This is a genomic window from Bifidobacterium sp. ESL0825, from assembly GCF_052606465.1.
Genome location: NZ_CP199589.1, coordinates 2,054,213 through 2,073,482, shown reverse-complemented (window position 1 = coordinate 2,073,482; position 19,270 = coordinate 2,054,213). Strand labels below are relative to the sequence as shown.

The following is a 19,270-nucleotide window of genomic DNA, read 5'->3' as shown; positions in this document are numbered from 1 at the left end:
CGGGTCTGCACCGACTCACGCATGGTTGATGACCTCACGCCGGGTTCGACGCGACTGAGCACGATTATACCCACACACATCAACCCCCTTGCCGGTCAGGCGATCTGGGCGGTCCACTCCCCACGGCCGTAGCGCTGCCGGGCCAGAGTGCGGGCCCGTTGCTCAACCCCGGGCGCAGGACTTGATATGCGTAGATCCGACACCAGGGAGGGCAGGGTGTCCAGAAGGGCATCGATCAAGGATCGACGGGACAGACTGGTCTGCCTGTCGATGGGGTCCACCCGGCTTCTGACCGAGGTCACGGCCTTGTCGTGGAATTTCGCCGGATCCACATTGAGCACCTGGGCCATCAGATCAGGATCCACTGAGTAGGAAAGCGTGGTGTGGTGGAGCAGTCCGCCCGGTCCGCGGGAGCCTGCTGGCAGCCTGCGCTGGGCGGCGCCCCCCATCTTGCCCCGCGGGGAGGCGATGTCATTCATGCCCTGCCATCCGGCCTGAATCCCCTGCATACGCAGACCGCGAACCAGCCAGTAGTCGCAGATCCGGTAGGAGTCAATCAGATCGGTCCCCTTGACGAAGTCCAGGGGCAGATAGAGCGAATAGGTGATGGCCCGGTCGGGCTGAATGACCATGGTGCCACCGCCGGTGCATCGGCGAACCAGGGTGAAGCCCAGACTCCGCGCCCGCTCCGCGTGGACCTCCTGGCTCAGGGACTGGAAGCGCCCCAGGATCACCGCCGGCGCCGACCAATCCCAAATGCGCAGGGTGGGCAGCAGCCGGCCTTGGGCTACGGCATCATTGAGAGCCTGATCCATGGCCATCTGCATGACCGGCTCCCGTGGGCGGTCCCTGATCAGATTCAGCTTCAGGCCGGACCAACGGCGGCGGCATTCGACCTCGTCCAGCTGCGACTGTTGAAAAGACGTCTGCTCGGGCTCCTCGTGCCTGTGGCTGACCAGGCCATCCGGCAGGGCGCGCTCCAGTGCGGTCACCAGCGTCCATGGGGACACGCCGACTATCCGTTGACCGTTCCCTTCTGCCATGACCTTGTCCAGCCTCTTCAGCGCCAGACCAGGATCCAAGGGCAGCGGGATACCACAAATTGCTGATTCCAGCCGGGATACCGGCCTATGATCCTCCTCGTCTTCACGGGAGGAGGTCGGGGCCGGCTCCGTAAAGAAGTCGCCGTCAATCTTGCAGGAAGTGATGACTGGACGGGAGTCTGTCCCCTGGCCCAAGGCCAGGGTTACGGCCGCAAGTTTACCGCCCATCTGCTTGCCGACGCCGCGCAGAAGGGCCGGATTCAATCCGTCAACTCCCACCCGCGAGCGTCACGATGCCAGAAGGAGTCGGTTGAGGATGACAGAATCAGGATACCTTCGATCAGCCCCCAGATTATGGCGATGGTCGGCCCGATGAAGAAGAAGAGGAACCCTATCAGGGTGAGCATGAGCTGAGCCACACCCCGGCCGGTTCTGCCCAGGTAGAAGTTGCCCACCCCGAAGCAGCCCAGAAAGATGCTGAGCAGTCCGGCTGCCAGCTTGCTGTGCGGAGTGGGTGATATTGGATAGGGACTCCTGCCGCTGGGCATAGCCCCGGGATACCCGCCCTGGGGCATGCCCGGGTAGGGCCAAGGCATAGGAGCCTGCGGCGGATACTGCCCGCCAGGATACTGATTGCCTGGATACTGTCCTGTTGGGTATCGATTGCCCGGGTACCCACTCGGTGGGTACTGGCCAGATGGGTACTGGCCGGGATAGCCCGGTCCCGGTTGATAGGGACTTGGAGGATTCTGGCCCCCAGGATACTGGCCACCGGAATACTGCCCAGCAGGATACTGCTGACCGGTCGGATACTGCTGACCAGCTGGATACCCGGCTGTCGGATACTGATTGGGCCGATAGGGCCCTGCCTGATACGCCCCAGGATATTGGTTGCCGTTCTGAGGGGCAAACGGGTATCCGGCATTGGCCCTCTGCCCTGTCGGATACCCGCCATAGGGATACTGACCGGTCTGATACGGACCGGTCTGATACGGATTCTGATTCCCTCCGCCAAAATCAGTGCCAGCGGGATAGCCCGAAGCCTGTTGCTGCCCGTCGACTGCATCTGGACCTGACTGGCCCGGCTGCGCTGATTTGGCAGCGGCATCTCCCCCGGCAGGCTCCTGTTGCTCGGGCGAAACCTGCGGGGACGGGGAGGGACCGAAGCCGGTATTCCCTGTCGGCATATCGCTGGACTGCCGGTCGTCCGGCTGGGGGGCATCATCCATAGTCATGCCCTCCAGTCTAGCCGCCATCCGGCCCGATCACAGACGGCTTAGGATATCCCTGCCGATCTGCTCCGTGCTCCGCTGGGTGGAGCCGGAGCGTTCGATGTCGTCCTCCACGGCCCGTTCGATGCTGGCCGCCTCATCCTCGAAGCCCAGATGATCCAGGAGCATCCCGGCCGAGAGGATGGCCGCCGTGGGGTTGGCGATCCCCTTGCCGGCGATGTCGGGGGCGGACCCGTGGATGGGCTCGAACATGGATGGGTAGGTGCCCGAGGCGTTGATGCAGCCGGAGGCCGAGTAGCCCACGCCTCCCACCACAGCCCCCGCTTCGTCCGTGAGGATGTCGCCGAAGAGGTTGTCGGTCACGATCACGTCGAAGCGGCTGGGTTCGGTCACCAGGAATATGGTGGAGGCGTCGATGTGCAGGTACTCGCGCTCCACATCGGGGTACTCCTGACCCACCTGGTCAACCAGCCGCTGCCACATGTCTCCCGCGTTGGTCAGCACGTTCTTCTTATGAACCAGAGTCAGGCGACGGCGACGCTTCATGGCCAGCTGGAAGGCGTAGCGGATGACCCGTTCCGCCCCGTAGGCCGTGTTGATGGAGACCTCGGTGGCCACCTCCTGAGGGGTGCCCCGGCGAATGGAGCCGCCGGCCCCGGCGTAGAGCCCCTCAGTGCCCTCACGCACGACCACGAAGTCGATGTCACCCGGATTGGCCAGGGGCGACACTACGCCCTTGTAGAGCTTGGATGGACGGAGGTTGACATACTGGTCCAGCTCGAAACGCATTTTGAGCAGCAGTCCCCGCTCCAGGATGCCGGCCTTGATCCGGGGGTCGCCGATGGCCCCTAGGAGGATGGCATCCTGCTGCTTGAGCCGATCCAGATCCTCGTCGGGCAGAACGGCTCCATCACGCAGGTAGCGCTCAGCGCCCAGGTCGAAGTCCTCATAGCGGATATCAGCTTTGCCTCGGGTCACCTTCTCCAGAACAGCCTGAGCCTGGGGAACGATCTCCTTGCCGATGCCGTCACCGGCAATGACCGCAATGTGATATGTTTTCTGCTTGCTATTTGTCATACCCCGAGCATAACGAGCCTGCCAAGGCCCTTTCCCGACCCCGACCGAATCCCGGACAGGTCAGGTTCAGCAGCTTTGAGGGACCATGATGGACAGACACCAGGCGTTCTCGAAGGCCAGCTCCTCCCACTGCCGGTAACGTCCGCTGATGCCTCCGTGGCCTGCCTGGACCTCGATCCTGATCAGCGCATCGGCCCCCACCTGCGGCTCCTGCAGCCTGGCCACCCACTTGAGCGGCTCCACGTAGAGCACCCGGGTGTCGTTCATGGATGTGGTCACCAGGATGGCAGGGAAGTGGTCGCTGCCGAAGAGCCGGCGCCGACAATCAGCATCGGGAACGTTCTCGTAGGGCGAGTAGGAGCGCATGTACCAGTAGACCTGCTGATCGTGCAGGGGGTCTCCCCACTCGTCCCATTCGGTCACGGTCAGCGGCAGGTCCGGGTCCAGAATGCTGGTCAGCGCGTCCACAAAGGGGACGTCCGCCTCGATGCCGGCATAGAGCTGAGGAGCCATGTTGGCCACGGCTCCCATCAACAGCCCGCCGGCCGACCCGCCGTTGGCCACCGTATGACGTGGATCCGCCCAGCCCTGGGCCTGCAGGGCGGCAGTCACGTCGATGAAGTCCAGGAAGGTGTTGACCTTGTGCAGCCGGCGGCCCTGCTCGTACCAAGCGCGGCCCATCTCCCCGCCGCCGCGCACATGGGGGACGGCGTAGAGCACGCCTCGGTCCAGCAGGCTGAGCCTGCCGGTGGAGAAGCCCGGGTCCTGGCTGATCTCGTAAGCTCCATATCCGGTGATGAACATGGGTGCAGACCTGTCCGGATCATGGTCCGGCCAGGGACGGCGCTCGGGATGGTCGGGGGCCTGGATGACCGTGTCATCGGGCCCGGTCCTTCCGCAGGCATCCAGCCCCGGATGCATCCCCCGCCGCCAGACCAGGGAGACCGGCACCAGAGCGCCATCCCTGACACGAATCAGAACCCGACGCTCGGCATAGCGCTCAGGCCGGAAACCACCCAGCACCCGGGCCCGCTTGAGCAATCGGTCCACACCCCGGACCGGATCCAGCTCCCGCAGCTCGGCCGGGGTCCCATAGCTGCCTCGGATGTAGCGCAGCCCTGGTGCCTGGTAGGAGGGATTGTCTGTGGGGCCGATGCTGTAGAGACGGTCAATGCCGTCCCTGGCCTGGTCGGGCAGGACCTCGCGGAAGCGCCAGGGCCGACCCGCCCGCAGATCTTCAAGTGCTTGGTCCTTGGCGATGACAGCCATATGAGGCAGGCTGTCGGCCCGGTAGGTCAGGACCACGAAGCTGCGGTGGATGCCCAACCCCTCGATGCCCAGCCCGCGAGCGCCTTGAAGAATGGCGGGATTGCCCGGGTCATGGTAGGGCTTTTCGGGCGGCTGGGAGGCCAGGTCTCCGGAGCGCTCGCAGCCGTAGGGGCTGCCCTGGGCCAGCCGCACCCCTTCTCCCAGGCGAAACGGCGGACGGTGGCTGCGCAGATCGATCAGATCCACCTCGAAGTTGGGGTTGTTGACATTGTGGTAGACCACAGCCATCGGCAGGTCCTCCCCTGCCGGACCGGCATCTTCGAACCGGGCCAGGCTGATGTCGTACTCGATCCCCTCCTTGCGGGGGATCAAGGGCACAAACTCTCCCTGCGGATCCTTCAGATCCAGCATGAGCACCTCGCTGGTGGTCTTGGACCCGGTGGCAATCAGCATGGCGGATTCGTCGTAGCTGAGGCCCAGGCCCACCCAGAAACGCTCGTCGCCCTCCTGGTAGACCAGGACATCCTGGTCGGCCGAAGTGCCCACCTTATGCCGCCAGACCGTGTCCGGACGCCAGGCCTTGTCCAGGCCGGTGTAGAAGACCCAGCGGCCGTCGGGGGTCAGCACTGCCCCGGAGGAGACCTGGTCGATCCGATCAGGCAGGTCTCGGCCGTCCGACAGATCCCGGATGCGCAGGTCGTATCGTTCGTTGCCCCTGGTGTCCAGTCCGTAGAGCATCCATCGACCGTCGGCGCTCAGATCCAGGCAACCTAAGGAGAAAAAGTCGTAGCCCTCCGCCTCGGCGTTGGCGTCGAAGATGACCTCCTCGCCCGGCATGGACCCGGGCGCCGATGAAGCCTGAACCGTTGGAGGATCCCAGTCATTCTGGCCGCGCACCGGCAGACGGCACTGCACCCCGTACTCCTGGCCCTTGAGCGTCCGTGAGAAGTACCAGTAGCCGTGCATCCGGGTTGGCACAGACATGTCGGTCTGCTGCATCCGGTCGGTGAACTCCTTGAGCAAGGTAGCCCGCAGGCCCTTCTGGCCGGCCAGCCGTTCCTGGCAGTAGCTGTTCTGGTCGCGCACATAGGCCTGGGTGGCAGGATCCTCCCGGTTGCGCATCCACTCATAGGGATCTTCGAAGTGATCCCCATGGAAGCACCGATCAGCGGGACGGCGTTGTGCATGAGGAGGCGCAGGATTGACGGCCGAAAAACTCATGGGGCGATTATATTCTGGCACGACGACGCAGATAGGGCAGCAGGGTTCGCATCAGGTTGGCGCCCGTGGTCCCGTAGAAGACCGGCACCTGCGTCACCGGCATCGGCTGGGTGGCAGTGCGCTTGAACAAGGATCCCAACCCGGTCTCCTGGGGGCTCAGCTGGCGGATGCCGATGGCCAGGACCCGGTCCGGATATTGGCGCACTACCTGGGCGAAGGTGGCGGGGTCGCTCTGCCCGTCATCGCCCATGAGGACGAAGCGCATCCGAGGGAAGTCGGCCATGAGCTGGTGGATGAACTCCATCTTGTGCTGCACGATGGAGGGCACGAAGGTCTTGGGCCTGGGATCCAGATCCCGCAGCAGCAGGGGGCCGGCCGGAAAGCCGTGGTCGCGAATGAAGCCGCGTATGGACCCCTCCACATTCCAGGGCGAGGCCGACAGGTAGAAAAAGGGCATCCGGGGATCCAGGTCGCGGATGCGGTTGTAGAGCACGGCCATGCCCGGCACCGAGGATCTGCGGTGCGGATTTGACAGGAGCAGGTTCCAAGCAGCCTTCCAATGATTGGGCACCTGGCTGATCATGATGGTGTCGTCCACGTCGGATATGACGCCAACCGGCGTTTGGCCTGGCACGATGTACAGCGGCGCGTCCACAGGCCTGCGGCCCCGCACCTGGTAGGAGACCCGGTGCACGCCTGGGGTCAGCCGATGCTCGGCCACAAGATCAAGGTAGCCCGATCGGTCGGAGAAGACCGCATCCGCGCTCAGGCTGCGGCTGGGATCGACGGCATCGTAGACCGAGGAATCGCCCACCTGGACCCTCCCGATGGCGGTGCTGTCGATGGCCAGCCTGACCCTGGTCCGGGGCGCGGGTACGGTCAGCAGACCGCGAATGCCTCGGATGGCCGGATCCTCGCGTCTGCGGCCGTCGGTCAGAATAGTGCGACAGATCAGCCGGGAGTATGACTCAGTGCCATAACCCACATAGGGTTGGACGTCGGCCGACCAGCCCATGCGGCCTGTCATATTGATGGACAGGCCCACCCAGAGGTCGAAGGCGCCCGTTACCAGATGCCTCAGCAGACGCACCGGAGCAGGTCTGCTCTGGATGTCCTCCCCGGGCGTAGCTGAATCGAAGGTGGTGCTGACCGATCGGACCCTCAGGGGCCCTCCGTCACGGCCGGATCGCCTGGTCATATCCGAACCGTCAGTTCAGGCTCTTCAGCAGCTGACCGTACTCCTCGGCGCTCATCAGATCGGGCTCGTCATCTTCCAGGTCGATCTTGGCTATCCAGCCCTCCCCATATGGGTCGGAATTGATGACCTCCGGATCGTCCGAGGCCGCTCTGTTGACGTAGGCGATGGTGCCCGCCACTGGGCAAACCACCGGCTCCACCGCTTTGGAGGACTCAAGCTCGATGACCTCGTCGCCAGCATCGACGTGGGTGCCGGTCTCGGGCAGATCCAAAAATACCAGGTCTCCCAACTGGTCCGCCGCATATTCGGTCACGCCCATAGGCGCAGGAGACTGACTGGGGTCGATCCAGACGTGATCCTGGGAATACCGCAGGTGGTCGGGCACGTCCAAACGGGAGGTTCCATCACTGTGTTCATCGCTCATGGTTCCAGCCTACTCGACCGTCTGCCGCGACAGGTGCATCTACCGGGCCGGACCCGGCGGAACCTGCCCCTCCACCTTGACCATGGTCCCGGCCGGGGCGTTGTCGTAGATCCACTTGGCATCCTGCTCGTACATATTGATGCAGCCGTGGGATCCGTAGTGGGTGGGGTCGCCCTTGGCGATGCCCCCGTAGTTCCAGTCGGCCGTGTGGAAGCCCTCGCTGCCGTTGTAGTAGGAGACCCATCTGACATTGGGCGAGACGTAGCCGGGGCCGCGCATGGTCTGGACTGTGTAGCGCACGTTGATGAAGAAGGTGCCGGTATCTGACCAGTCCCCGTCGTAGGGCCTGCCCGAGCAGATGGGGAAGGTCTTGACCTCGGTGGTGCCATGGTAGGCGGTGGCGGTCTGATCGCTCAGGTTGACCCGGATCCAGGTGTCGCCGTCAGGCACATCGTAGCGGGCCACACGTGTCTGCTCCTTATGCGGGGTGACATCGGCACGCGCCTGAACCGGGTTCGCGTCACCCTGGACCAGGGCTTTGACGACCAGATCAGCTGTGGCGGGTACATCCGAAACCCGGACCCCGTCCACACCCTTGGTGGTCTCGGCTACCACTTCACCCTTGGTGTTCTTGACGTTGACGGCGGTGACCATATCCCGATCCAGATGCCGGGCCAGCTCCTGGTCCAGGTACTGCTGGATGGCCTGCCGATCGAAGCCCAGTTCCATGGTCCCCTTGCCGAGGTCTGTCACCGGCTTGACCCAGGTGGCCACGGTGGCGGCCGGAACAGTCATGACATCGTCATCGGTCCCCTTGATGACCAGGTCCTTGGCCAGCCGTTGATTGGCTTGAGAAGCCACCTGATTGGCCGTATCCAGGCTGATGGGCATGCCCACGTCCTTGTAGACCAACCCTACGGCCAGCCGCCTGCCGGGCTTGTCTATCAGGGAGGAGACAGCATTTTGCACACGGCCCAGCTCGGGCCCCTTGCCGCCACGCCCCTCCTGGGCCCTGAAAGCGTGGGCGCCGGAATCAAAGACGATGGTAGAGGGGACGGAACGGTCCTGGCGGTCGATGAAGTGCTCGGTCAGATACTTATTCATGGCCAGTTGGTCCCGCTCGGCCACCAAGGGTACAGCTTCGCTATGGAAGGGGTTGAGCCGGGAGAGGCCTGCAGAGCCCTTGGCAGTCATGACCCGTGTGACCGTGGCATCCTGATCCACGCTCACACCCAAGTCCTTTAGCCCGGCCCGCGCGGAGGCCCCTTCGCCTTTGAGCTCCACCTGGGAGTCGCGCACCTGCTGATCGACGATCTGACGGACCTGGTCGCTGGTCCGTCCCATCATCATCTTTCCGCCCAAGGTGACGCCGGGGGCCACCCGATCGCGGAAGAAGGCACGGGCGCCGAACCAGCACCCTACCAGAATCAGCACAGCCAGAAGCAGCAGGGCCAGGATGGTACGCCCCCGATGACGGCCCGACGAGGCCTCGTGGGCGGGACCTGCGCCTAGTGCCCGATTCGCCTGCTTATCAGCGGACAGGTCCACAGGGTCGGGCCCGTCGCCGGCCGTCGGCGGCATGGTCACAGTTTCGGCCTGGTCGACGTCCGAGATACGAGGCTCTTCTTGCCCCTCCATGGCCATAGCACACCTTTCGCTGCTTACAGTTCCCTGTAATATCTTACGACAGGACCAGGTCCGAAAGCACGGGACTTCCCAAATGGGTCAGAGCTCGCTGCCATACCACTGCTCAATCATGTACCTGGCCACGCTGGCCGTCTGGGGTATGCGCAACCGGCCCGAGGCCAAGGCAGCGCCGAGTTCCTCCCGCGTGAACCAGTTGGCGTCATCGGTCTCCTGACCATCCACCCGGATGTCCGTATTCAGGGATCTGGCTCTGAAGGCCACCATCAGGGAGGATGGGAAGGGCCAGGGCTGGGAGCCCAGGTACCGCATCTCCCCCAGGTTCAGGCCCACCTCCTCCAGGGTCTCCCGCCGGACTGCATGCTCCAGATTCTCCCCAGCCTCGACGAATCCAGCGGTGACTGAACGAAAATCGGGAGCCCACTGCCGATTGTGCTGGAGCAGAAGCCGATCGCGGCTGTCCACCACGGCCATGATCACTGCGGGCTCGATGCGGGGAAAGAGCGTGTGCCTGTCTCCTGATGCACTCCCCTGGCAGATCTGAGCCCATCCGGCCTGGCTGGGATGGACCGGAGCGCCGCAGCGGGGGCAGAAGGCCTGGCGTCCATGCCACACGGACAGGGCAACCGCGCAGGTTGCCAGGCCCACCTGCCGCGGACGGCCATGAGGAGCGTACTCGCGCAGGGCGAGCCAATCGAAGCGCTGGTCCGCGGCCTGAGCCAGGTCACGAAGAGGGTCCTGGACAGCCCGACCAGAGCAGGCAAGATTCAGATCCAGGGCCAGCCAGGCCTGACGGTCGGCCGTCCCCAGGTAGTAACAGGGAGGCTCAGACTGGCCCGTCGAGCCTGCCAGAGGACCCCGCAAGTATGCGGCAGGCAGGGTAGCCAGACGGATGCTGGCCCCGGTGCGAGAGGCCAAGGCCCCCTTGCCCCTGGGCACGGCCACCTTCTCGCCCCGCACCAGGATGACCCCAGTGCCTTCCTGTTCCAGCAGATGGTCAAGCAGCCCGGGCTGTTGCCGCGATGCCGTGTCATAGTCCACGTCCCCCTGAGCCAGGGGCAGGAAGGGCAGGGGCCCGGTAAGGGCCAGCGGGGAGAAGACCGTTTCAGGATCGCTCATGCTTGCCTCCCTACGCGATGAACCAGGTCCAGCAGGGCAGCGGCCACCTGATCGGGATGCTCGACGGCGCTGAAGTGGCCGCAGTCGTCGATGGCGGTGAAAGTCACGTCGGTTCCAGCCTGGCGCATGGCCTGAGCCAGAGGCTCCATGGCGTGTGGAGGGCTAGAGGGATCGCAGCGGCCGCTGACCAGGGCCACGGGCACTCTGATGCTGCCGGCCAGGCCGCTCTGATCCGGTCGGCCTGCAGCCATCCGTTCCCGCCAGGCGATGCCCCGGGGGTCCTGGGACTGTATCCATTCGGTCATGGTCTGCACGAAGGCGGGCGAGCGCTTGACCGTGGAATCGCCCTCCTGGGGCCTGGCGAAGTGCATGACCGGATCCAGCGTCCCCTCCACCTCGCAGGTTCTGGCGATCTGCAGGCGGTTGGCCCTGGAGGCCGGACGGTCAGCCATCATGGTGGTGTCGCACAGGGCCAGCCCGGCCACCGTCTGCGGATAAAGCCTGGCCACGGCCTCGACCAGGTAGCCTCCCATGGAAAGCCCGACCCAGATGGCCTTCTGCGCCCCCGTGGCGGCGATCATGTCCACAAAGGCTTGAGCCATGGCATCCAGGGCGCCAGGCAGGGCGCCATCAGAGTCTGCCGGACCACAGGACGCTGGCCCAGGCAGGGGGCAATCGCCTGCCCCGGGCATATCCGGAGCATAGACGGGGAAGGGGGCCATACCCGCACGATCCGCTTGGGCGATCAGCGAGGCCGCACAGCGATCCCACATGCGGTGGTCCACGGGAAAAGCATGGACCAGCACCAGCGGCAATCCCTCCCCATGGCGATATACGGTATTGGCAATGGTCATGCTCGCCTCCAAGGATTCGCGATTCACAGCGCACCGGCCCAGGTCAGGGCGCTCATCAGCACCTTGCCGTGCCCGCCGGGCATCTGGCTTATGAAGGACTCCAGCATGTCGCCCTTGGGATCGATCCATTCCACATCCAGGGTCTCATCCTGGGGTTTGCAGTCCCCGGCCACCGGCACCAGATAGCACAGAGCAATGGCATGCTGGCGCGGATCGTAATACTCCGAGACTCCTGGCGTGGGGAAGAACTCAGCCACGGTGAAGGGCTGGGGGCTGGCAGGCAGTACAGGCAGGGCCAACTGACCCAGATCCTTGGCGATGTTCCTGGCCAGAGCCTCCCTGATGGTCTCATGGTAGAGGATCCGTCCGGTGATCAGGGTGCGCTCGATGTTGCCCTGATCATCCACGCGCAGAAGGGTGCCCACCTGGGTGACGGCGCTCATCTCACCCACGCGAACCGGCACTACCTCTACATAGGGCATGGGCAGACAGCGCCGCGCACGGTCGATGGCGTCACGGTCCAGCCATCCGGGGGGATTCGAACCCGAAAAGCCTCGGTTGAAGTCCTCTGGGGTGATGTGGGAGAAGGCGCCACGGTCGCGATCGGCATCGAAGTCGTCATCATCGGGAATCTCGTCGTTCAGCACTGGCATGGTTCCATTATCCGTACCAGGCTTGACCGCCCGCAGGACCCCGTCGGACATCTCCACCCAGAGCATATTCGGGCGCTTTCTCCAGCCGTAATGGAATGCTGATGATTGAAAGCGGTTGCTAAGCACGGGAGCTTCCCGCGCGACAGTCAAACTACTTCAAGGAGCGTTATTATGGCCACCACGACTATTACCTCGGACAACTTCGAGCAGACCATCAAGGACAACGATCTGGTGCTGATTGACTTCTGGGCCACCTGGTGCGGACCCTGCAAGGCCTTTGGCCCCATCTTCGAGAAGGCTTCGCAGGCCAACACCGACATCGTCTTCGGCAAGGTGGACATCGACCAGAACCAGGATCTGGCCGCGGCCGCCGACATCCAGGCGGTGCCCACGCTGATGATCACCAAGCAGGGGCAGATCATCTTCAAGCAGGCCGGCGCGCTCAGGTCTTCTGACCTGGACGACCTGATCGACCAGGCACGCAAGGCCGATTTGTCAACCCCGGCACAGGTCTGAGCCGGTCGAGTTGGTTCCAGGGCAGGTTTGCACTAAAGTAGAGCTGTGTTTGTCCAGTGACCCTTTCGGCACTGCCGGAAGCGTGCGGTCGATAGGAACCGACCAGTCGACTGATCACTGAGGATCTGTCGGTCCAACAGAGGAGAGTAATGGCGAACCACCGTAGAGGACGGATGAGTGCGGTCAAGGCTCTGACCAAGCGTCAGTGGCTGCGGCTAGCCGCCGGCGTCACCGTTCTCGGCATGGTTATTGGCGCGGGCTTCGTCTCGCGCGACTTTTACACATCCAACGAGAGTTCCGCCAAGGCAGGGGTGGCATCGTATTCAGCCACCCAGGGCCTTGGTACGGTATCCCGTGGGAGCACCAGACAGGCCATCCGCAATGGTGCGGGCGGCGCCAACTCCGATACCTCATATGTGAATGTGCAGATCAACGGGAAGAACAAGGTGGTGCTGGGCAACGGCTTCACCAATGTCAAATCGGTCTTGGAGGCCGGAGACATCACCTTGCAGCCGGGCGACCAAATCACCCCCTCGCTGACCAGCCGGGTCAGCGAGAAGACCGTCATCCGCATCGACCGGGCCAACGCCCAGGTCAAGACGGACGAATCGCCCATCCCCTTCAACACCATCGAGGAGAAGACCGACTCCCTGCCTGCAGGCACCACCAAGGTCAAGACCGAGGGACAGAACGGCGTCATGGAAACCACCAGCCTGGTCACCGCAGCCGGCAGCAAGCACCTGACCAGCAACATCTTCGCATCCTTCGTCAAGACCGTCCCCGTGGACAAGGTGATCCTGGTGGGCACTGGCGGCGGCACCCCTGCGCAGTCCGGCTCGACCACCTCCACAACCCCTGTAGGCGAAGCCCAGAGCATCGCCCATGATCTGGTCACCTCCCGCGGCTGGGGCGAAGACCAATTCACTTGCCTGGTGCAGCTGTGGAACAAGGAGTCCGGTTGGCGGACCAATGCTGCAAACCCCTCAGGTGCCTATGGCATTCCCCAGGCATTGCCCGGCAGCAAGATGGCCTCGGCCGGCCCCAACTGGCAGACTGACGCCCACACCCAGATCGTCTGGGGACTGGGCTACATCCAGGGCCGCTATGGGACTCCCTGTGGTGCATGGTCTCATTCCCAGTCATCCAACTGGTACTGATCCCTTTTCACAAAACTCAATCAGGAACTTCCGGCAGGCTGGTTCGGCTTGCCGGAAGTTCTTTTTGTATCTACGAAACAACCAATCCCAATTTCCTGCCGACTATCCGAACGTAAGGCAAAAGAGGAGCATCAACGAGAACTTGGTATTCCAGAGCCATATGATATAAGCTGAATTTGATTGAAACGTCATGCACGCTGGCCATGGGGATTGAGCTGGGGATGCAGATGCCACGTTGCATGCGCCGTTGCTTTCAAAGGGGACTGTATGCAATCGTCATATAGGAATCGTGCATGCTGCGTAGCTTCTCTTGCAGCCATTATCGCCTCAGTGTTGGTATTGGGAAATCTCTCGGGGATTGACCTAGCGCAGGCGGATGCAACCGCATCCCCGACAGCATCGCAAAGCATGGAAAATGAAGCCGAGGGGGTGACCCCAGATATACCTAGCTCAACCCAAGCTCCCCCTAATGCTCCAACGCCAACAGTCACTCAAAAGCTGGAATCCCCTATCCAAACAACACCTTCTCCTGCCTTTCCATCCCCCACTTCACTAGGCTCAGCAAGCCCTGATTCTTCCACCCGGTCGACAAGCCCCTGTCTAAATAATCAATGTTCGGTCACTTTTGACACGGCACAAGCTGATACAACGACCCCTAACACTCAGACCGTCCCTTCGGAAGGACAGGCGAAACGGCCGACCGATCCCACCAGGCACGGGTACCTCTTTGACGGCTGGTTCATTGGCCAGGTAGCCTATGACTTCAACCAGCCCGTCACCAGCAACCTGAAGCTGACCGCAAAATGGACAACAGGCGATGGCCATTGGTCCCTGGCACCTGCACATGGAGCTATATCAGGGGGCACCACCGTGACGGTGACTCCCCCAGCAACACGGGGGATCAAATTCTCACAGATCACGTCAGGATCCACCCAATCACTGGCTTTAGGATCGGACGGCAACATCTATTCCTGGGGCAAAAATGCTTATGGTCAACAGGGCGACGGCACAAACATCGATCACCAAGCCCCAATAAAAGTAGCCAAACCAGCAAATGTACCAGCAGGATTCATTTTCACGAAGGTAGACGCTGGTGATCATTCAGCCCTTGCCATGGGTTCGGATGGCAACCTCTACACTTGGGGATTCAATGCTTCTGGACAGCTGGGCGATGGAACTACAGAAAACCGCAACAGACCTGCTCCGGTGAAAAAGCCGGATGGGGCCGCGCCTGGATTTACCTGGAAGCAGGCAAACACCAGGTGGGACCATACTGTGGCCTTGGGATCAGACGGCAATCTTTATGCATGGGGACTGAACTCATATGGACAACTCGGCAATACCAGCGTTCCGAGAGGTCCTAACAATCCAGCTGCATATAGCACTAAACCCGTCCCCGTCAGCAAGCCGGCGGGAATCACTCTTACCCGGGCGACCACGGGACGATACAGCTGCTTGGCCATGGGATCCGACGGAAAACTGTATGCCTGGGGATGGAACAGTTATGGGCGCCTAGGAGACGGCACCACAACAGATCGTTTGACGCCCACCCAAGTCCTTCAGCCCAATGGGGTCACCTTCTCGCAATTCAGCGTAGGAGCCGACTACAGTTTCGCCATCACTACGAATGGGGATCTTTACGGTTGGGGATGGAATGACAGCGGGCGCCTGGGAGACGGCACCACCACAGACAGGCATGTACCTACGCTTATACCTCGCCCAGCTGGGACACCTGCAGGATTCACCTGGAAGCAGGTCATGGGCAGGGACTACCACAGCATGGGCATCGGTTCAGATGGCAATCTTTATATTTGGGGCGTCAACCGGTACGGCGAGCTGGGCTTTCCGGACGTCCCCACCGGCGAGACCAGCACCGTCATCAGACCCCGGCCTGTGCAAAAGCCGAAACCATCAGTGGCCGGGGAGGAAACCAGCTGGGTTCAGCTCTACGCTGGCTGGGAGCAATCCTTAGCCCTGGGGTCAGACGGAAACCTGTATACCTGGGGATGGAACTGCGGGGGCCAACTAGGTGATCCGACCATTCCCACAGGTTACGACAACAGCAAAGCCAAGAGGCTGACACCGGGTCTGGCGGCATTCCCGCTTACACCGGAGCTTACTGCGGTCAAATTCGACCAAACACTGGGCAGCAATCTCAAAAAAGCAGGTACAAACTGGCAGGTGGTGACACCAGCTCATAGGAAGGGGCGAGTGGATACGGCCATCACCTGGAATCTCTATGGTCCGCAACCCGATGACATCCTGGATTACATTTATGACCCGCCCACCTATGTCGTCACTTTCGACAAGGCCGACGGCAGCCAGCCCACCAGTCAGTCTGTCATCGAAGACCAAATGGCTTCCAGACCGGATCAAGACCCGACCCGTCCCGGCTTCCTATTTGATGGCTGGTTCAACGGCGATGCGGCCTACGACTTTTCTTCCCCCGTCAAGGGTTCCACGAAACTGACAGCCCACTGGACGGCAGGCAGCGGGCAATGGAACACCTCTCCCAAGCAGGGTCCCGACAGTGGTCAGACCAAGGTGACCCTGGTTCCACCTGCAGCGCGAGGCATTAGGTTCAGCCAGGTCAGTGCCGGCGATGATCATTCATTGGCTCTCGGATCGGATGGGAACGTCTATTCCTGGGGTGCCAATAAATACGGACAGCTTGGCGATGGGACCACAACGGACCGCTTGACCCCGGTTCAGATTCCCAAGCCGACAGGCGTGAACCGATTCAAACAGGTCAGTGCAGGAAAAGCCTTCTCATTGGCCTTGGATGACCAGGGCCACGTCTGGGCATGGGGTCTTAACAGCTCCGGACAGCTGGGCAACAATACCATTGCTACCAATGGCTCATCTGCATACAGCTCAAGCCCGATTCGCGTGCAAGCCCCAAGCGGGATGACGGCAACAAGCTTCAGCCTCACCGGCATCAGTGCAGGAATCACTCATGTCCTCGCCGTAGACGGGCAGGGCAGAGCCTGGGGTTGGGGGTCCAATGAATTCGGTAAACTGGGTATTTCCTCTGGCACTGTGGCGATGACAGGAATCACCACCAGACCCGTCCAGGTCGCAACCCCGCAAGGTGAGACGACGGGATTCCGCTATGCACAGGTCAGTGCGGGCGGCTCACATTCTTTGGCGACCGACACCCAGGGCCGTGCCTGGGGCTGGGGATCAAACCAGAACGGTGACCTGGGCAATACGAGCGATGTGGCGCTTAATAGCTACACCTTCACACCTGTCCAGGCCAAGCCAGGCACCAACCCGACAGGCGGCTTCAAGCCTGTTCAGATCATTGCCGGCAACGGCCACTCCTCCGCCCTTGATGATCTGGGACGTCTATGGACCTGGGGCGGGAACAGCAATGGAGAGCTCGGCCTGGGCGACACCACCACAAGGACTGCCCCATCTCTGGTAGCCATGCCTGCAAACGTCAGCACGTTCACGCAGTTGACTGGCAGCAGAGTTAGCGGCAATTCGCTGGCTCTGGACCAGAATGGAAGCATCTGGGGCTGGGGTCAAAACTCAACAGGCATGTTGGGGACTGGAGGCACAGGCAGCCTAAACAAACCAACCAGGATGAGCAATCCATCAGGCATTGACCACTTCGTCAAGGTCAGCGCCGGCACTGGCCACACCCTGGCCATCGCCTCCAACGGCAGCACATTGGGGTGGGGAAACAACAGCCAAGGAAGGCTGGGAAACAACGCGACACAAACAACTTATTCTCCTGTCAACGTGCTCTTCCCCTTCAGACTCGGCACCCCGTCCGCAGTACAATTCGGAGGCACCTCAGGAACCAGCCTAAGCTCCACGGGGCAGAAGGACGGCGCCTGGACTGTGCTGACACCGAACCACCAGGCCGGCGACACGACTGTCAGCATCGCTTGGACGCTCAATGGGACTCCACAACCCAACGATGAGACCAATGCCTTCCGTTTCATCCACTATGACATCCTTCCCCTGACCGGAGAGGCAGGCATCCTAGTGACCATCCTAACCGGCTTGCTGGCCGCAGTCGCTGGCCTGGCCGCCAACCGGCAACGCCTTGAAGCACAAAGCGCACAAGGCGGAAAAGCAGCCGCTCGGCACAAGCACTGACATGCACGAACGAGCAGGGCCCCGCCACTAAAAGGTGTCGGGGCCCTGCTGCGGTCTCTGTGCCTGATTTGCTCTCTGCGCACCCTCAAACAGTCAGGTCAACCTGACAACAGCATGACGACGAACCGCACTGCTGAACAATGGTTCTGAAGAATGCTGCTTGTGGATGGCTTGTGTTCGGGAAACCGGACTCAGAGGACAGCCTGGAGGACGAAGTCCAGGATGAAGAGGGCCGAGACCGTCCAGATGATGGGGTGGACCTCCTTGCCCTTGCGCTTGCAGACCATGGTCAGGCAGTAGGTGATGAAGCCGGCGGCCACACCATAGGAGATGGAGTAGGCAAAGCCCATGAAGATGGCCGTGAAGAAGGCAGGAATGGCCTCAGACAGCTCGCCCCACTCAATCTCGGCGAAGGAGCTCATCATCATGCAGCCCACAATGACCAGGACGGGCGCAGTGGCCGCCGAAGGCACAGCGGAGATCAAGGGAGCGAAAACGGCGCTGAGCGCGAAGCAGGCAGCGATGACCACTGAGGTCAGTCCGGTCCGGCCACCAGCTGCGATGCCCGCTGCGGACTCCACGTAAGTGGTAGTGTTGGAGGTGCCGAAGAGAGCGCCGATGGAGGTTGCCGTGGCATCGGCGAACAGGGCCTTATCCATCTTGGAGCTGAAGCCTCGGCCGTTTTCCAGAGCCTGCTCGTCCTCGGCTGAGAAGATGCCTGAGCGCCGGCCGGTGCCCACAAAGGTGCCGATGGTGTCGAAGGTGTCCGACAGGGAGAAGGCGAAGATGGTCACCAGAACCACTGGCAGCTTGGCCGGGTCGGAGAAGAGGGCTGGGAATCCTTCCTGACTGAAAATGGCCAGGAAGGTCTGCGGCAGCTGTGACCAGGCCTGGCCCAGATCGACCGACTTGGCCATGCTGGTGACCCCCATGGGAATGCCCAGGAGCGTGACCACGATGATGGCGATGACAAAGGCGCCCTTGTTGATGAAGGCCAGGTGCCCCTTGAATTTGAAGATCAGCAGGAAGACGGTCAGCAGCAAGCCGATGACGAAGAGAATGACCCCAGGGGTGTTGAAGGTGGTCAGCCCAGGGTTGGCGCCGGCCGCCGAGGTCTTGTCAGGGGTGAACTTGATGATGCCCACATTGAGCAGACCCACATAGGCGATGAAGACGCCGATGCCGCCACCGATGGCGTGCTGAAGCAGGGGCGGAATAGCCTGGATGATCATCTTGCGGAGCTTGGTGGCCGTGACCAGGATGTTGATCAGGCCGCACAGGAAGACCATGCACATGGTCTGCTGCCAGGTGAAGCCCAGCCCCTTGACCACGGTGAAGGTGAAGAAGGCATCCAACCCGACTCCTGGCGCCACGCCGTAGGGCACATTGGCCACCAGCCCCATGATCAGGGTGCCGATGATGGCAGCGATCAGAGTGGCGAGAAAGACGGCACCCCAAGGCATGCCCGCTGTAGAAAGCACCGAGGGATTCACCACGATGATGTAAGCCATGGCGAAGAAGGTGGTGATGCCTGCTACCACTTCTGTAGAGACTGTGGTATTATTATCCGAAAGCCGAAATAGCTTATGCATATTCGATTCCTTATTGTCTTATTTGGCGATGAGACAAGGAAAGAATATCACGAGCACTCGGCTTTTTCTGTTACAGGCTATTGATAAGTATTTATCAATATCATGGAATGTTGATATCCTTTTTTCCTGCTACCTATTAAGCCTTGTTGATCTCATGGTAT

Annotated in this window: 14 protein-coding genes; 3 read left to right on the top strand and 11 right to left on the bottom strand. The window is 61.8% G+C overall.

All coding sequences use genetic code 11. The annotated features are described in order from the left end of the window. Positions 1-95: 95 nt before the first annotated feature. The 10 genes from ACUIAG_RS08740 to ACUIAG_RS08695 form a co-directional block, all read right to left on the bottom strand. On the bottom strand, positions 96-1,322 hold the full coding sequence (locus ACUIAG_RS08740; protein ID WP_445339698.1) for a lipoate--protein ligase family protein: 1,227 nt from the start codon (positions 1,320-1,322) through the stop codon (positions 96-98). Next, positions 1,304-2,278 (bottom strand): NINE protein, encoded by a 975-nt coding sequence (locus tag ACUIAG_RS08735; protein ID WP_445339697.1) that lies wholly within the window; start codon positions 2,276-2,278, stop codon positions 1,304-1,306. The genes ACUIAG_RS08740 and ACUIAG_RS08735 overlap by 19 nt, the downstream gene beginning before the upstream one ends. Positions 2,279-2,308: 30 nt before the next feature. Further along, the gene (locus tag ACUIAG_RS08730) at positions 2,309-3,352 is read right to left on the bottom strand and encodes a 3-isopropylmalate dehydrogenase (RefSeq protein WP_045923997.1); all 1,044 of its coding nucleotides are present in this window, start codon (positions 3,350-3,352) and stop codon (positions 2,309-2,311) included. Between the two features lie 66 nt (positions 3,353-3,418). Beyond that, the gene (locus ACUIAG_RS08725; RefSeq protein WP_445339696.1) at positions 3,419-5,842 is read right to left on the bottom strand and encodes a S9 family peptidase; all 2,424 of its coding nucleotides are present in this window, start codon (positions 5,840-5,842) and stop codon (positions 3,419-3,421) included. 7 nt (positions 5,843-5,849) lie between these two features. Then, a complete protein-coding gene (locus ACUIAG_RS08720) occupies positions 5,850-7,040 on the bottom strand; it encodes an App1 family protein (RefSeq protein WP_198189593.1) in 1,191 nt (396 codons plus the stop codon). 10 nt (positions 7,041-7,050) lie between these two features. Next, on the bottom strand, positions 7,051-7,464 hold the full coding sequence (gcvH, locus tag ACUIAG_RS08715) for a glycine cleavage system protein GcvH (RefSeq protein ID WP_024627451.1): 414 nt from the start codon (positions 7,462-7,464) through the stop codon (positions 7,051-7,053). A gap of 39 nt (positions 7,465-7,503) precedes the next feature. Beyond that, positions 7,504-9,102 (bottom strand): L,D-transpeptidase family protein, encoded by a 1,599-nt coding sequence (locus ACUIAG_RS08710; protein WP_445339695.1) that lies wholly within the window; start codon positions 9,100-9,102, stop codon positions 7,504-7,506. An 87-nt stretch (positions 9,103-9,189) separates the two neighbouring features. Beyond that, the gene (nudC, locus tag ACUIAG_RS08705) at positions 9,190-10,227 is read right to left on the bottom strand and encodes an NAD(+) diphosphatase (protein WP_445339694.1); all 1,038 of its coding nucleotides are present in this window, start codon (positions 10,225-10,227) and stop codon (positions 9,190-9,192) included. Continuing rightward, positions 10,224-11,081: an alpha/beta fold hydrolase gene (locus ACUIAG_RS08700; RefSeq protein WP_445339693.1), complete on the bottom strand. Its 858-nt coding sequence runs from the start codon at positions 11,079-11,081 to the stop codon at positions 10,224-10,226. The genes nudC and ACUIAG_RS08700 overlap by 4 nt, the downstream gene beginning before the upstream one ends. Positions 11,082-11,104: 23 nt before the next feature. Further along, a complete protein-coding gene (locus tag ACUIAG_RS08695; protein ID WP_445340401.1) occupies positions 11,105-11,734 on the bottom strand; it encodes a DUF4916 domain-containing protein in 630 nt (209 codons plus the stop codon). A gap of 171 nt (positions 11,735-11,905) precedes the next feature. Between ACUIAG_RS08695 and trxA the strand changes: the two genes are divergently transcribed. The 3 genes from trxA (at position 11,906) to ACUIAG_RS08680 (ending at position 17,517) form a co-directional block, all read left to right on the top strand. Beyond that, positions 11,906-12,250 (top strand): thioredoxin, encoded by a 345-nt coding sequence (trxA, locus tag ACUIAG_RS08690; RefSeq protein ID WP_045923993.1) that lies wholly within the window; start codon positions 11,906-11,908, stop codon positions 12,248-12,250. Between the two features lie 173 nt (positions 12,251-12,423). Next, positions 12,424-13,407 (top strand): G5 domain-containing protein, encoded by a 984-nt coding sequence (locus ACUIAG_RS08685; protein WP_445339692.1) that lies wholly within the window; start codon positions 12,424-12,426, stop codon positions 13,405-13,407. Positions 13,408-13,674: 267 nt separating this feature from the next. Further along, positions 13,675-17,517, top strand: a complete 3,843-nt coding sequence (locus ACUIAG_RS08680; protein WP_445339691.1) for an RCC1 domain-containing protein — start codon at positions 13,675-13,677, stop codon at positions 17,515-17,517. 191 nt (positions 17,518-17,708) lie between these two features. Here the strand turns inward: ACUIAG_RS08680 and ACUIAG_RS08675 are convergent, their stop codons facing one another. Continuing rightward, positions 17,709-19,109 (bottom strand): NCS2 family permease, encoded by a 1,401-nt coding sequence (locus ACUIAG_RS08675; protein WP_445339690.1) that lies wholly within the window; start codon positions 19,107-19,109, stop codon positions 17,709-17,711. Between the last annotated feature and the right edge of the window lie 161 nt (positions 19,110-19,270).

Bases quoted from the DNA above. Each gene is read 5' to 3' on its own strand.
- ACUIAG_RS08735 (WP_445339697.1), bottom strand. From the start codon at position 2,278: ATGACTATGGATGATGCCCCCCAGCCGGACGACCGGCAGTCCAGCGAT.
- ACUIAG_RS08730 (WP_045923997.1), bottom strand. From the start codon at position 3,352: ATGACAAATAGCAAGCAGAAAACATATCACATTGCGGTCATTGCCGGT.
- ACUIAG_RS08725 (WP_445339696.1), bottom strand. From the start codon at position 5,842: ATGAGTTTTTCGGCCGTCAATCCTGCGCCTCCTCATGCACAACGCCGT.
- ACUIAG_RS08720 (WP_198189593.1), bottom strand. From the start codon at position 7,040: ATGACCAGGCGATCCGGCCGTGACGGAGGGCCCCTGAGGGTCCGATCG.
- gcvH (WP_024627451.1), bottom strand. From the start codon at position 7,464: ATGAGCGATGAACACAGTGATGGAACCTCCCGTTTGGACGTGCCCGAC.
- ACUIAG_RS08710 (WP_445339695.1), bottom strand. From the start codon at position 9,102: ATGGAGGGGCAAGAAGAGCCTCGTATCTCGGACGTCGACCAGGCCGAA.
- nudC (WP_445339694.1), bottom strand. From the start codon at position 10,227: ATGAGCGATCCTGAAACGGTCTTCTCCCCGCTGGCCCTTACCGGGCCC.
- ACUIAG_RS08700 (WP_445339693.1), bottom strand. From the start codon at position 11,081: ATGACCATTGCCAATACCGTATATCGCCATGGGGAGGGATTGCCGCTG.
- ACUIAG_RS08695 (WP_445340401.1), bottom strand. From the start codon at position 11,734: ATGCCAGTGCTGAACGACGAGATTCCCGATGATGACGACTTCGATGCC.
- trxA (WP_045923993.1), top strand. From the start codon at position 11,906: ATGGCCACCACGACTATTACCTCGGACAACTTCGAGCAGACCATCAAG.
- ACUIAG_RS08685 (WP_445339692.1), top strand. From the start codon at position 12,424: ATGAGTGCGGTCAAGGCTCTGACCAAGCGTCAGTGGCTGCGGCTAGCC.
- ACUIAG_RS08680 (WP_445339691.1), top strand. From the start codon at position 13,675: ATGCAATCGTCATATAGGAATCGTGCATGCTGCGTAGCTTCTCTTGCA.
- ACUIAG_RS08675 (WP_445339690.1), bottom strand. From the start codon at position 19,109: ATGCATAAGCTATTTCGGCTTTCGGATAATAATACCACAGTCTCTACA.